Here is a 14,856-nt window from a genome sequence, read left to right on the forward strand (position 1 = left end):
ACATTCTTCTTTACAATCAGGATTCTTTGAACGAGAGGAATCCAAATAGATTTGTTGAATCAATCATTGAAAGGTACTAAAAATGATAAAATTCTTTTCCCTGCCCATTTTATTCTTGATGCTTGTTCTGTTCGCTTCTTGTGGATCAGGCGAGACCAAGGATGCCAAAGAAAGTCCTGACCCTGTAGACCAAAAATCCGAAATTAAAGTCCAGACTACCTCTCACGGACCCAAAACGATCACTCGAAACATACTTCAAGATAAAAATGGCGATATATGGATTGCTACTTTTGAGGGTGTTTTTAAATATGATGCCAGTCTACCTTCTAGTGAAGGATCTGAAGGGAATGAGCCTGTAAGGCAAGAAAAATTATTCACCAACATGACCAGTGAAGTTAGTTCGGCTCGATTCTTTTCTATTTTGGAAGATAGCAAGGGAAACATTTGGCTGGGCTCCATTGGCTCTGGTGTTTATTTTTACGATGGAGTAAACTTTCAAAATTTTACGACCGAGGACGGACTTGTTAATAATGAAGTTACGAGTATTTATGAAGACAAATCCGGTAATATTTGGTTTGGTGTCAATGGGGGATTAAGCCGTTATGAGCCTTCGGAAGTGTCCATGAAAAGTGAAAAAGTCCAAGCAATTGGTGAATCAATCCTTCAAAATTTCATAATTGAAGATGATTCAATCAGGGAAGATCATTCAGGGAAAATTATTCCTGATTTTTCACGTCCTCCAATCGAAGTGACTTCTATTGTTGAAGACAAGACTGGCAAGCTTTGGATTGCCACAAGGGGCAATACCTTTATTTATGAAGGGGAAAAATTTACTGCTGTGACCTACCAAGGTAAACCTTTCAAGAATGTCCGATCACTTCTCAAAGATTCAAAAGGAAATATTTGGCTTGGTGGAAATGATGGTCTTTGGCGCTATGACCCTTCGGTTGCGTCCATTATAGGTGGCGGCACATTTACTAATTTCTCTCAGAATTTTATGGGTTCAATAATTGAAGACAGCAAAGGGAATATATGGACAACTTCTGAAGGCCCTCAAGGCTGGATACTTTCACGCTATGATGCACTTTCATTGTCCCAAAATAAGCCTGCTGTTACCGAAATAAATCCAAATGAAGGAAAGATGCTTTTTGGGATTATGGAAGACAATGACGGAAGTATTTGGGTTGGATCTTTAGGGGTGTTGTGTTTTGATCCCAAGGTTCCTGTCGAAAAGGAAAATACAAGCCTATAAAAAGCAAGTTCAAAAACTAAGTCAATTTTAAAATGAAAAATAAAAGAACCGTATTCTCTTGTCTGATTATTCTTTTGGCTGGTGTTACTTATTATGCAACACAGGCTCAACAAAATAGCAACACCCAACGCGCTGACTATTCCGGGGTATGGAAATCCAAGGAGTCGATCAGTATGGGCGGAAATATAGTCTGCAGCTTCGACGCTGGTGATCGTATGCTGGCGAATACTATGAAAATAATACAACAGCCCACTTTTCTTACTATCGAGACATCAAGTTCCTTTCCTGGTGAGGTGCCGGTTGCAGGTACTGAAAAACTGACCTTTGATGGTAAAGTAGGCCAAATTGATCATGGGCCTGATAGAGGGAAGGAGTTTAGCGCAAAATGGTCTGCCGATAGAAAAACTCTGACTGTTAATTCCACCGTTCACCTGATGATCCATAAGCCATATAAAGAAAACCCTATGGAACAAATGCTTGTATTTGTAACGGAGGTTTGGGAATTGAGTGATGATGGCAACACGATTACTATTCATTCTCAGGCAAAAGAAAAATCTGAAAAAATTGAGCGTTCCTGGACGACGGTATTCGAAAAAGCCAATTAGAATTTAACGACTAATTTGAACAAGCCTGGCGACGTTACGGGCTTATTTTATTATCATTCATCCACAATCCACTATTTTGCTTTTGTAAATAATAGCAGGTAATTTTTTCAAATGGCGCTTCTTCAAAAAGATTTGATGTGGTGAGTTATGAAAGAAAAAACTTCGGATAATAGAAAATGAATTAAATATGAACGTCCAAATTGAAGGGTTAATAAAAAGAGCTTATTCGGCTTTTAACGCCCGAGACATAGATACTGCACTTTCTGCCTTTCATCCCGAAGTAGAATGGCCAAAAGCTTTTGAAGGTGGGTATGTTAGTGGGTACGAGGAAGTCAGGAAATATTGGACAAGACAATGGACGGAAATAGACCCGAATGTCAAACCAATCGGATTTATTGAACGGACAAATGGAACAGTTGAGGTATCTGTATTGCAAAAAGTAAAAGACTTAAATGGCGATGTGGTATTTGACGGAGTCGTAAAACATATCATCACTATCCAAGACAATTTATTTCGGAGAATGGATATTGAACTTGAATAAATAAAAAAGCATAAGCACTGCGATACCTAATCTTATGACGAGCCCTTTCCCTAAATCCCCTCGACGAAATCCTTAATTTGGAATTAGCCGAATTCTTCCAATCAATTAGCCGGATACTTAAAGCAAGCGGACTAATCACCAAGTCATTTTTCATTGGTGATTTTGGGGTTTTAAATTTGATCCAACCTAAACTAAAAAGAATTTACTTTAAAATGCGATCGATCTGAACTTTATATGATTTCCCAATTGGTATAGTATTATCACCTATTACAATCTGATTTCCCTATATGGATTTTATATGCTTTTTTGCTACCAAAAAAGATCGATGAACTTGAATCAATCCATCTAAAGGAATATGTTCTGAAATTGAAGATAAACTCCCTCGCAATGTGATGACTTCTTTTTTCATCACTATTTTAATATAGTTACCAGAAGCTTCTACAAACAGAATATCATCAACCTCTACTTGTATATATTTATTGGTTGACCGAATGAAAATTCTATCCTGACGGGTATCAACCACTTCATTTTGTGAGGAAGAAACAGTATTGACTCTATCTATTTTTGCTTTATTGACGGCCTTCAAAAAACGCTCGAAAGAAAAGGGTTTTAATAGGTAATCCACAATATTTAATTCATAACCTTCCAATGCATGTTCTTTGTATGCTGTAGTAACAATTATTTCTGGCTGATTAGAAAGTGTTTTAATAAACTCGAACCCGTGGAGTTTTGGCATATTTAGATCTAGAAAAATCAGATCAACAGAATTTCTACTTAGAAAATCTATCGCTTCAATAGCATCATAACAGTCTTTCATTAATTGCATATTGGGTAATAATCCGCAATACTTCTTAATGATGTCATGTGCGATCGATTCATCATCCACGATAATATATTTGATACTCATAAACGCAGGCTTAATCGAATTTTATAAATGCCGGATTGGCTGTTTGTTATTTCAAGTTCATGCTTGTCCAAATACACTAATTCTAACCGCTTCCGAAGATTTTTTAGTCCAATTCCTTCATTTTGATTTATATCATCAACATCAAAATTATTTTCAATTTCAAAGTCAATAAGCTTTTTGCTAGCCTTTAATCGAATGTGGACAAAAGCATCCCTTCTCAGTTTTTCTACGCCATGCTTAAAAGCATTTTCGACCATAATGATAAACAACAGGGGCATGATTTCAATATCCTTATCTTCAACCTCTACATCAAATCGTATTGCAATTTCCTTGTGATATCGCATGCGATGCAGATCCATGTAATTTTCAAGATAGGTTATTTCTTCGCCTAGGCTTACCCAATTATTCTGGCCTTCATAAATACTGTACCGCATTAAGTCAGATAGCTTAAGAATTAATTGTTGCGCTTTTTCAGGATCCTTTTCCACTAACCCATATAGGTTATTCAGGGTATTAAAAAAGAAGTGTGGATTGACCTGGCTTTTTAAGTGCATTAGCTCGGCTTGCTTTTTTTCTTTTTTAAGCCGAAGAATTAGCTTGATCTGGATTACCATCCATCGAATCATCCAGACAGACATGGCTGTGAAAAACAGTAAAGCGAATATTTCAAACCCTTCTTGTTCTCCAAAAGCATCGTTGAAAATCACAATCAATAGGGTTGTGAAAATAAAAAAGTAAGGAATAAGCTTTTTGAGGAGTCGCCTGCTTAAGAATTTCTGAAATAAAGCCATCCTGCGAAGTTACTCAAAATTCAAAAGGACAATACTTCATGGTGTAGAAGTATGCACAGGAGTGATGAACGTTTGTCAACAAGGTGTAAAGCTTTATTCCATCAAATAACAGTGTTCTAAACCCGATACAAAGCTGTCTGTCCCAGATTTTTTTCGGATCACTTCAAAGACCCTAGTATTAGGTCAAATTAATTTATTTATGGACCAACTAATCATCAAGGATCTTTCTAAAACCTATTCCAACGGGGTCAAAGCACTTCAAAATATTTCGCTTCAAATACCCAAAGGTATGTTTGGGCTATTAGGACCTAATGGAGCCGGTAAATCCACACTCATGCGAACCATTGCAACTTTGCAGGAACCCGACACAGGAAGTGTTCAACTAGGAGCAATCAATATTCTACATTCACCAAATGAACTTCGAAAAGTGTTGGGATATCTGCCCCAACAGTTTGGAGTTTATCCGGCACTATCAGCAGAAATGCTTTTAAATCACTTGGCTGTTTTAAAAGGAGTAATCAAAAAAAATGAACGCAAAGCCATCGTGCATGCGCTACTTCACAAGGTTAATTTGTACGAAGTAAGAAAACAGAAATTGGGTGAATTCTCTGGAGGAATGAAACAACGCTTTGGTATTGCCCAGGCTTTGCTGAATAATCCTAAACTATTGATTGTGGATGAGCCAACCGCTGGACTGGATCCAGCGGAGCGCAACCGCTTTTACAATCTGTTGAGTGAGGTAGGGGAGCAGACCATCGTGATTCTATCCACACACATTGTTGATGATATAAAGGAGCTGTGTACCAACATGGCCATTATCAACAAAGGGAATGTGATTGTTCAGGGCAATCCAATACAAATTATGGACAATCTTCGAGGGCGTTTGTATGAAAAGACCATCCAAAAAAGCGAACTGGAACTTTACCGGAAGGAATATCAGGTAATCAGTGATCGTCTGTATCTGGGAAATCAACTGGTGCATGTAGTCAGTGATTCATATCCTGGTTCGGGCTTCAATCCAATTGATGCCAATCTGGAGGATGTTTATATGTATCAAATTTTCAATTCGTAATTCCGATTTATTATGCTCTACGAATTTTTCAAATTCGAATTACGATATAGATTAAAGCGACCTGAGACCTATTTCTTCTTCCTTCTGCTTTTCATGTTTTCAGCTGTGGGAGTTGAGTTTGTTTTTGAAGGAATAGATTTGGGATTAGTTAAGAAGAATTCACCCCTGGTGATTGCAAAAACCATGGGAGCTATTTCGGGCCTGTCCATGGTCATTGCGTCTATGATTATGGGAGTTCCAGTATTGCGAGACTTCCAATATGACGTTGCTTCAATTATTTATGTCAACCCGATTTCAAAAAAAGACTACTTGCTAGGCCGTTTTCTGGGATCTTTTTTTGTGTTACTGGTTATTTTCAGTGGGGTATTATGGGGAATGATGATAGGGGAATTTCTGCCCTGGAATGATTCAGGAGAATTCCTTCCATTCCGATCAATTTACTATCTGCAGCCTTTTCTATGGGTAGTTTTACCCACTTTGTTCTTTGGTGCAGCTGTCTTTTTTGCAGCTGGCACGATCAGCAAAAATTTAATGGTGGTGTACACTCAGGGAGTGATCATTTTTGTTTTGTTCATGATTACAAAAGGTATAACAAATGAAACCTTACAGTCACTTCTAGACCCTTTTTCCCTGACTACACTTACCGATGCAAGTAAAGATTGGACAGTATCTGATAGAAATTCTCTCCTTATTCCTTTTACCGGGATTATGCTGTTCAACAAGCTTTTCTGGGTTATATTAGGTATTTCTGCACTAATCATAACCTATTTCAAATTTCAGTTCATCGTTGTCAACGAAAAGGCAATTAGCAACAAGAAGAAGAAAAACTCTGAAAGCTATCCTAAGCTTTTTAATAAATGCATACCATTAGTTACTCCTGTTTACTCAGCAAAAGCGCAGTTCGCCCAACTATTACATAATACCTGGTTTCATTTTGTTTCCATTCTCAAGCTCAAATCCTTTTGGGCGATTGTCCTGTGTTGTTTCATTATTATTCTTGTCAATTCCCTGAGTTTAGGTACTTCCTATGGTGTAGATAGTTATCCTACCACTTACCTGATTATCGAAGAATTACAAGAAATGTCCATCTATTTCTTTATGATTCTATTGGTTTTTTATTCTGGTGAAATCATATGGAAGGAGCGGGAAGTGAAGCTAGATCTTATTCATGACGCTACACCTCTTTCTAGTTTTGTGAATTTGGGAAGCAGGTTTTTCGCCTTGCTACTTATCTATGCTATCGTGATGCTTTCGCTTATTGTTGCTGGCATGTTGTTCCAAACTTGGAAGGGTTACTATCACTATGAATTGAAAGTCTATTTCTATGGATTCTTTTTGGAGTTATTTCCTTTCTTAGCCTTGTACACCAATGCGTCGATATTCTTTCAGGCACTTACCGGAAACAAGTTTATGGGAATGCTCGCCACTATTGCATTTGCAATAATCAATGTGGCGATTGGTGTTTTTGGTATGGAACATGTCCTCCTTAATTTTGGAGGACAATCCCTTCCTACTTATTCAGATATGAATGGATATGGACACTTCCTAAAAGCTTATATCTGGGTTAAATTCTATTGGTTTTTATTTGGGTTATTGCTTTTAATCTTTGCCAGTGTTTTGAGGGTAAGAGGTACCGATACAGGGTTTAAACAACGATGGACAAGCGGATTAAAGCATATTGGAAAACCGCTGACATCATTCACCGTGATATGTTTAGGTCTCTTCATTGCTGTTGGTGGCTATATTTTTTACAATACCAATGTGCTCAATGAATTCTGGACTAAGGGCAAACAATCCAGTTTTAGGGCTGATTACGAAAAGAAACTGAAGCGTTATGAATATATTCCTCAACCAAAAATTATAGATGCAAACCTTCAAATAGACCTGTACCCTTCAAAAAGGGCCTATAACATTTCAGGTCAATATCTGCTAACCAATTCCTCGACAGAACCCATTCGGGAGATCCATGTCCAAAAACTAATTGAGTCAAATGTGGAATTAATGGATGTAACCTTTGATCGGACTACTTCAAAAAATAATAAGTATAGTGATTATCATTATACTATTTACGAACTGAATCAAGCTTTAGCTCCGGGTGATACCATTCAGATGAACTTCAGACAAACTTTAAATCCCAGAGGTTTTGAAGGTGATAATTCGGATATAGATGTGGTGTATAACGGGACTTTCTTTGACAATGCAGAGCTTCCTACCTTTGGGTATCAGAAAAAATACGAACTTCAAAATGAAGATTATCGAAAAGAGTTTGGCTTGGATCCTAGAGTACAAAAAGCAAAGCTTGATCATGTAAGGGAATTGAAAAATGCACGCAGCGGATCTGACTCGGATGGCCTTTACTTGGAAATGCGTATTAGTACAGATGCTGATCAGACTGCTTTGACTTCAGGTGAATTTGTCGATAATTGGAATTTGGATGGCCGCAATTATTATCATTTCAAAACCAATCAACCGATCATCAATTTCTGTCCAATCGTTTCTGCAAATTATGAGGTATTGACTGATCAATGGAAACCCACAGGAGAAAATTCAGGTGAATTTGTTGATCTGGAGATCTATTATCAAAACGGGCATGAGTACAACCTCAGCCGTATGATAGAATCCATGAAATTGTCTCTGGACTATTACAGCACCAATTTTGGTCCGTATCAATACAAACATCTTAGAATTGTGGAATTTCCCAGGTACCGATCATACGCTCAATCTTTACCCGGCATTATCCCATTTTCGGAGGCAATCGGTTTTGTGATGGACATAGATGATGAAAAAGATGTGGACATGGTGTTTTTTATCACAGCACATGAAGTGGCGCACCAATGGTGGGGCTTGCAACTAGAAGCCGCAAACGTTCAGGGTCAAAATATGATTTTGGAAACGCTGGCTCAGTATTCTGCAATGATGGTGCTTAAAGGAAAATTTTCTGAAGAGAAAATTCAGCAGTTTTTGAATTTTCAATTGGATGAATATACGGAAGCTCGGCTCAAAACAAGTAAAGAAGAACTTCCACTCGCCATGGTTGAGAATGAAGAATATATCTATTATAACAAAGGAGCGCTAGCGATGTATGAATTGCAGGAACATCTAGGTGAGAAAAATGTAAACATGGCATTGGGGAATTTCCTTAAGGATTGGCATTCTTTTAATAATCCTGCGAAGAAAAGTCGCTATGCTACTACCCAGGACCTAATTCCGTATTTTCGGGAAGTGGCGCCAGAATCGGCACAAGAAACTATTACCAATTTATTGGAGCAAGTAAAACCCTTTGACGAAAACAAGTTTCAACAGTCCCTGGAAACAGTGACAAATAATTAATCTATATAATCTAAAATCAACCAAAATGAAAGAAATCAATTCTATCAATATTATGGAAAAGTTTTCATTGTTTGAAAAGCAGTGGACACCTCATATAATCGGAGAACTCAATGGGCAATATGTGAAGCTTGCAAAGCTAAAAGACGACTTTGTTTGGCATAGCCATGAAAATGAAGAAGAACTATTTATGGTATTCAAGGGCACACTCCTAATGGACTTTCGTGACGGAAGAACAGTTGAAATTAGGGAAGGAGAAATTTTAATTGTTCCAAAAGGGGTGGAGCACAGACCGCATACAAATGGAGAAGTGGTGTTTAGCCTACTCATTGAGCCTAAAACAACACTTCACACAGGCAATGTGGAAAGCGATAAAACTGTAAAAGAATTAGGCTGGATTTAATATCTTATATGATTGGTTTACTACAAGATTTTTATACCCAAGTAACTATGCATAAAACCACCTTATGAAATGCCTTTTACCGGTATATTCATACATAAAGCCCTATTAGCAAGCTAAAAATCGGATATACATGAAATTAAGAGCTGCTACAATTAATGACCTTGATTTAATAAAATATTGGGACAAGCAACAGCATGTGATTGATTGTGATCCTGATGATGAATGGAACTGGGAAATTGAGCTGAACCGCAATCCTTCCTGGAGAGAACAGTTAATAGCTGAGTTGAACGGGGAGCCAATTGGTTTTATTCAGATTATTGACCCTTATTCAGAGGAAACTCATTATTGGGGGAGTGTTGAAAAGAATAAGAAGGCCATTGACATTTGGATAGGAGAAGAGAGCAATCTGAATAATGGATACGGAACCCTTATGATGAAACTTGCCATTGAAAGATGTTTCCAAAATCAAGAAATAGACGGAATCCTTATTGACCCATTAAAATCAAATGTTAAAGCCCATAGATTTTATGAAAGACTTGGTTTTGAGTTTATTGAAGAGAGGCAATTTGAGGGATCGGACTGTTTTGTTTACGAACTGAAGAGGAATAAAGTCAGGAAATAATATGATTATCCTCAATGGTGTCAGTTTAATGATTGAGTTTAGAAAGTTGCGGATAATTGACCATCGGCGACAGTCCACTGTCCTCAGCACGTGTAGAGATACTTCAAAGCTTTTTTCTTTCGCTTCAGGTAGGAAAGTAGATATACATAAGAAATAATATTCTATACCCAGAATAATCAAAAGCGCATTAAACGTAGAACAAAAAAGATCTAGTGAATCCTGCTATTTTCTTTCAGAAATTTGATGTTTAAAAGAGGCTGAAATCAGGTAATTTCAAAATCTCCAGATTTCCTATTCCAAATAAGGTTGGTCGCTAGGGGGAAAAGATGTGCACTTGATTCAAAAAAATGCATCATGTATCCAGCTGTATTTACAAATACTACAAAGTCACTAACATTTGGTAGCTGCGTCAAAGCAATTTTTCTTTTTAGAAGAATGTCTCGCTCTAAACAATAAGCTCCAGTAAAGTAAACTTCAACTGGTTCTGCTTGAGCTTTTTTATTTTGATAGATAACATAGGGATCAAGCAAAAAATCTGCACTACCACTTAACATCTGAGTCATATTCATTTCTAAACCTATCAACCAATTACCTTTTTGATCTTTCTTTCGAAATGCAACTTTTGCAATAGTCAAACCTACTTGATCTAGCATGGATCTTCCTGGTTCCATTCGTATTTCTATTCCCATCTCTTTCGCCAAAGTTCCTGCCATTTTTCCTGATTGGCTTTGAGAAGAAAGTATGCCTCTAAGAAACTCTCCTTTTGTCACTGGACTCCAAAAAGGATAGGTTTTTAATTGTCCAAGTAAAACTCCGCCTGACATATGAAGTCCCAACCCTTGGTTTTCGAAGGTGATTTCTTCCCTTTTATTTCCAACTGCAAGACGAAGTTGCTGATTAAAATAATCCCACTCTAATTCACTCTCTAAGTAATTCATCAAAAACCCTCCTCCAATATCAATGAATTCTGTTTTCATTCTTTTATCAAGGAGCTTCTGTGCCAAAGCTAAACATTGAGTAAGGGCTATTCCTCTTTCTTGGATAGAGTATCCATTTAAATGAAAGTGTAAGCCTTTATAATTCAATAAGTTGAAATGATCGGAATCCAACAAGTTTGCTGTTATAAAGTCCTCTATTTCATCGATATCAAATCCGAATCTGCTGTAAAGCTTTTGATCTTTTGCTAGAAAGCCGCTGACACGAAAAGCAATATCTACTGATCTCTCCTGATCCATTGCAACTCTCTGAACCAGCTCGCACTCATCACTATTATCTAAAATGATAAGACTGCCATTCTTGACAGCAGATTCAACCAATTTCTTATTTTTCACTGCAGCTGTTACAATCAAGTCAGAAGGATCCAAACCCATTTCGATACATTGTTGGTATTCCTGTAAGCTGGCAGTATCAATCCCCATCCCAATGGAATTAGCTTTTCGAACCACCCCTTTGGTTTTATTAGCTTTCCGGGCAAAAAAGATTTTATGCTTTAATCCGAAATCTTTAAAAACTTTATGATAGGATATGAAATTGTCCTCCATAGCGTCAGGTTGGTGGATATTAATTGGGGATCCATGTTTTTCAATTAATTCACTGATTAACAAAGATTTCCCCATTAATTCTTTCATCCAGGTAGAGGTTATCGGACTTAGTTTGGGTAGATCAGGCATTGGAATAGGGGATTGGATAGTTGGTCGACTGTTCATTTTGCTGTAAGTTTCTTACAAGATCCTTGGCCCATTGGCTGACAAAATCATTACGCTTTCGAGAAAGTGAATCGTTATCATAAGTAATACCTTCTGTAGGAGTACCAGTAAAGGTAAGGGAGCTATTTTTCTGTCCAGATTTATCTGTGGGATGTCCTTTTTTATCGATAGCTAAGCATCCAGGTTGAAAACCCTTGCTTCCGATTTGTCGATTCACAAATGGAGTGATTAATTCTCTTTTTAAAAGATTTCCATAAAGCATATCGGTACATTCGGTTAACCTGATTTTAGGAATTCGGGCATCGATCAAGTAGTCAGCACTGACTGATTCTTTGGTAGGATTGGTGAGTATGGTTTTCCGGCCAAAAGAAATCGTAGGGCTTTGAGAGAAGGAAAAATCAATCAAATCTGCTTCGCCCAAGGCTAACAACTTTTTCATGTTTTCTATAGGGGGACCATAGCTTATCCTATTCAAATGACCCGCATATTTTAATAAGAAATTCTTTTGAGATTGCGGTTTTAAGCCTCCAAATTGATACAGTTCACTAAAAAGATCACTTAAATGTCTCCAAAGGTCAGCAGTAGCAGCAAATGCACTTTTGTCAATTCCTATCTGGGCCTCTTCTATACTTATTTGTAGGGAATTTAATGTTCCTTTTTGAAGATTTTTGTGTGGTAGTTGTGGTCTTATAAAACTTTGAAAATCAAATCGTTCTTCTTCAGGGAAAATTTCATGGAACCGCTGGATTTGAGATTCTACTTTTTTGAAATCTTCTGAGATGTTAAGTGTTCGTCCTCTTTGTTGAAGTTTCTTGCTGTAATAAACAACTTTATACTCCTTCTCAATTAATGGTAAAAGCTCCTTCTCAAAATCAAACTTCTCGTCTTTGGGTTTAAGATTATCCAGATTTTGCTTATTGAAATAAGTTGGCCTATAGCTCGGTTTACCATAGGTATTTCCTCTTGGAATCATTAATAACCCAGAGTTGGAAAATGGAAAGATCTTTTCAGGTTCTTCTCCGGATCTCACATATGTTAAAGTATTATTTGAATTTAATTCAAACTTGCCCTTTCTCCCTTCTGTCAAAGCCAATATGGCATCAATAAATGTCAGCCCCATACCCTTAATCGCTACTTTTGACCCTGAAGCTATGTCCTGAAGTCTCTTAGTTATTGGATAGATGAAGTCTATGTAATTCTCTTTTAAATGGCTTTCTGGATCATTAACGCAGGGATGTCCACTGGCAATAAGTATATGCTGAAAATTATCAATGATCATCTCTTGACCTGAGTTCAAGCCACGGAATTTGACTTGATATTGCTCACCATCTTTTTTTATGTCCGAGACGGTTCCCACATGCTTGGTTATTGATATTGATTCTGGGCAATTTTGGAGTAATTCTTCAAAACCTCCTGACAAATATCTTCCCACAGTACAACGTGAAGAAAAAGTGTAAGCATTTGATTCGGGATATTCCAGTTGATGCATTTCTAACCACTGCACAAATGATTTTGGCCTTGTAACATTTGGTGCAGGATCTTCCTCTGGCCACATTGAGATATGTCCATTGGCATAATTCATTAATAAATAGGCTGGCTGATCCGTACGGTAAATATCACCGGCTCCAAAAGAATCTGATTTATTGAAAAGATGAATTTCTACCGGAAAAGAGGCTTCCAATCTACCAAGATTTGCAAGTAGCCTTTCCAATCCATAAAGTCCTTTTGGTCCGAGGCCTACAATAGCAATTTTTTGGATTTTAGTATTTTCTATCATTTGCTAAAGGTTTTGCCTCTAAAATCTTGTTTACACAAGAACTGGTGTGTTTTTGAAATTATTTTCTTCAATCCATTTCTCATTGTATATGGTGTCTAGGTATCTCTCGCCTCTGTCACACAAAATCATAGCAATAGTGGAACCTTTGGGTAGGGTAGAAGCCAATTTTTGCACAGCAGAGGTGACGGCTCCTGAAGAACCTCCACAAAGCAATGCTTCAGTATTGAGCAGTTTGTGACATCCATCGACACATTCTTGATCATTTACATGCACCACATCAAAAATCAACTCCTGATTTAAAAACTCAGATTTTCTTCCTGCACCATGCCCTGGGATTTTTCTTTTTCCTGCAGGGCTACCAAAAATTACACTTCCTACGGCATCCACTGCAATGACCTTCGTCTTGAGGTTATTCTTTTTAATATATTCAGCACAACCCATAAGTGTTCCGCAGGTGCTGGTGGCAGCAAAGAGATAGTCCGGTGCCATGCCTAAATCCTTGATTATTTCATGCATGGTTTGTTGGTGTGCGATAGGATTCTGGGGGTTCCCATATTGATTGGGCCAAAAGCAGTTTGGAGTATTTTTTAAAATTTCCTGAACCTTATTTAACCTAGCTTGCAAAAAACCACCTTGTTTATCGGGTTTGGTTACCAGATGAACTTTTCCTCCGTAAGCTTTTATGATTTTGACGTTTTGCCCATTGACCATTGGATCAACAACAACTTCTAGGCTTAAACCAAGGTATTTGCAGGTTTGAGCAAGCCCAATTGCCATATTTCCGGAGCTCGATTCCACTACAGTATCACCTTTTTTTAATTTTCCTTTTTCCATTGCATGGGTAATCAATTGTAGAGCTGTTCTGTCCTTGATACTTCCTCCAGGGTTGAATGCTTCCATCTTTGCAAATAATTTTAACTGGTAAACAGAATACAGTCTGTTGAGCCTAACTAATGGCGTTCGACCAACAGTGTCAAGAATTCCGGAATAATATTGAGGATGGGAGAGAGGCATAATAGGAAGGTTTTTGAATTGCGGTCTACCGCTAGCGATGGTTAGTAAGAGAAAAAGCTTATTGGTTATGAATTTTCTTTGGATTCTTACTTTTGTAGTTTAATCAACAAGCAATCTCTTCTTTTAAAGGTTGAAAATTGACCAGGTTATCATCAGTGGTTATAATTTGGGTATTTAATCCTTTGGCTTTAAATAGACTTCGCAATGTCCGTTCAAAGAACTTTGTATTTGTTCGCCATTCATCTTCTGATTGTTTGTCAATATTGAGATATTCGATTGTACCAAAGAACTGACTGGAAATCAATTTAGTAATCCATTCAAAATCAATTGTTTGAATTCCTCCTAGACTCACTTTTTTGCCATGTCTCTTTGCCCAGGTGGCAGTGAAAATCACATCTTCTGAATAAATATTTTCATCAATATCATGCTTTACTCTGTTTGCTGGATTTCGCCATAGTTCTACAAGTGTAAAATACTGACCATGTCTATGAATGAAATACTCTACGATTTCATGGAAACTATGCTTTCTGTGTGTTGCACTTGGAGGACAATGAAAAAAATTGTCAAAAATAAGTTCAAGCTCAAAATCAGATGCTAAAGTCGGTAGAAGCCAATTGTACCAGCTTAAACCCTTTTTAGTATTGAATTTGATACAATCTATTCCCAATCTCAAGGTGGAGATCCCTTCTGATTTTAATCTTTCTATCTGGAGATTTACTTCTTTTCGACTTCTCACCGCACACCAAGTTGCTTTGGTTACTGAGGGAGGTGTTTCAGGTTCACTTGATTTTGAATGATTCATAGTTACAATTTGATAAGGAAGGAAACTTCGTCCCCAC

At 37.4% G+C, this 14,856-nt stretch carries 13 protein-coding genes; 7 read left to right on the top strand and 6 right to left on the bottom strand.

What is annotated here, in order from left to right; translation table 11 throughout:
• Positions 1 to 82 precede the first annotated feature (82 nt).
• The 3 genes from FHS59_RS06995 (at position 83) to FHS59_RS07005 (ending at position 2,398) form a co-directional block, all read left to right on the top strand.
• Positions 83 to 1,252, top strand: a complete 1,170-nt coding sequence (locus tag FHS59_RS06995) for a ligand-binding sensor domain-containing protein (RefSeq protein WP_184494319.1) — start codon at positions 83 to 85, stop codon at positions 1,250 to 1,252.
• Positions 1,253 to 1,284: 32 nt separating this feature from the next.
• The gene (locus tag FHS59_RS07000; protein ID WP_184494321.1) at positions 1,285 to 1,857 is read left to right on the top strand and encodes a hypothetical protein; all 573 of its coding nucleotides are present in this window, start codon (positions 1,285 to 1,287) and stop codon (positions 1,855 to 1,857) included.
• Between the two features lie 187 nt (positions 1,858 to 2,044).
• Positions 2,045 to 2,398, top strand: a complete 354-nt coding sequence (locus tag FHS59_RS07005; protein ID WP_184494323.1) for a nuclear transport factor 2 family protein — start codon at positions 2,045 to 2,047, stop codon at positions 2,396 to 2,398.
• 283 nt (positions 2,399 to 2,681) lie between these two features.
• On the opposite strand, the gene FHS59_RS07010 is transcribed toward FHS59_RS07005, so the two are convergent.
• Positions 2,682 to 3,305: a LytR/AlgR family response regulator transcription factor gene (locus FHS59_RS07010; RefSeq protein WP_221444447.1), complete on the bottom strand. Its 624-nt coding sequence runs from the start codon at positions 3,303 to 3,305 to the stop codon at positions 2,682 to 2,684.
• A complete protein-coding gene (locus tag FHS59_RS07015; protein ID WP_184494325.1) occupies positions 3,302 to 4,096 on the bottom strand; it encodes a sensor histidine kinase in 795 nt (264 codons plus the stop codon). The genes FHS59_RS07010 and FHS59_RS07015 overlap by 4 nt, the downstream gene beginning before the upstream one ends.
• Positions 4,097 to 4,295: 199 nt before the next feature.
• Between FHS59_RS07015 and FHS59_RS07020 the strand changes: the two genes are divergently transcribed.
• The 4 genes from FHS59_RS07020 (at position 4,296) to FHS59_RS07035 (ending at position 9,520) form a co-directional block, all read left to right on the top strand.
• Entirely contained in the window at positions 4,296 to 5,168 is an 873-nt protein-coding gene (locus FHS59_RS07020; protein ID WP_184494327.1) for an ABC transporter ATP-binding protein, read from the top strand.
• Between the two features lie 12 nt (positions 5,169 to 5,180).
• Positions 5,181 to 8,498, top strand: coding sequence for a M1 family aminopeptidase (locus FHS59_RS07025; protein ID WP_221444448.1), 3,318 nt, complete (start codon positions 5,181 to 5,183; stop codon positions 8,496 to 8,498).
• 25 nt (positions 8,499 to 8,523) lie between these two features.
• On the top strand, positions 8,524 to 8,898 hold the full coding sequence (locus FHS59_RS07030) for a cupin domain-containing protein (protein WP_184494329.1): 375 nt from the start codon (positions 8,524 to 8,526) through the stop codon (positions 8,896 to 8,898).
• A 130-nt stretch (positions 8,899 to 9,028) separates the two neighbouring features.
• Positions 9,029 to 9,520: a GNAT family N-acetyltransferase gene (locus tag FHS59_RS07035; protein WP_184494331.1), complete on the top strand. Its 492-nt coding sequence runs from the start codon at positions 9,029 to 9,031 to the stop codon at positions 9,518 to 9,520.
• Positions 9,521 to 9,783: 263 nt separating this feature from the next.
• Here the strand turns inward: FHS59_RS07035 and FHS59_RS07040 are convergent, their stop codons facing one another.
• From FHS59_RS07040 to FHS59_RS07055, 4 genes are all read right to left on the bottom strand, one after another.
• The gene (locus FHS59_RS07040) at positions 9,784 to 11,226 is read right to left on the bottom strand and encodes a Y4yA family PLP-dependent enzyme (RefSeq protein WP_246388329.1); all 1,443 of its coding nucleotides are present in this window, start codon (positions 11,224 to 11,226) and stop codon (positions 9,784 to 9,786) included.
• On the bottom strand, positions 11,183 to 13,003 hold the full coding sequence (locus FHS59_RS07045; RefSeq protein ID WP_184494333.1) for an FAD/NAD(P)-binding protein: 1,821 nt from the start codon (positions 13,001 to 13,003) through the stop codon (positions 11,183 to 11,185). Before FHS59_RS07045 ends, FHS59_RS07040 begins: the two co-directional genes overlap by 44 nt.
• Positions 13,004 to 13,033: 30 nt before the next feature.
• Positions 13,034 to 14,017, bottom strand: a complete 984-nt coding sequence (gene sbnA / locus FHS59_RS07050; protein WP_184494335.1) for a 2,3-diaminopropionate biosynthesis protein SbnA — start codon at positions 14,015 to 14,017, stop codon at positions 13,034 to 13,036.
• Between the two features lie 103 nt (positions 14,018 to 14,120).
• Positions 14,121 to 14,819, bottom strand: coding sequence for a hypothetical protein (locus tag FHS59_RS07055; protein ID WP_184494337.1), 699 nt, complete (start codon positions 14,817 to 14,819; stop codon positions 14,121 to 14,123).
• Positions 14,820 to 14,856 lie beyond the last annotated feature (37 nt).

This window comes from Algoriphagus iocasae, from assembly GCF_014206875.1.
Taxonomy (GTDB): domain Bacteria; phylum Bacteroidota; class Bacteroidia; order Cytophagales; family Cyclobacteriaceae; genus Algoriphagus; species Algoriphagus iocasae.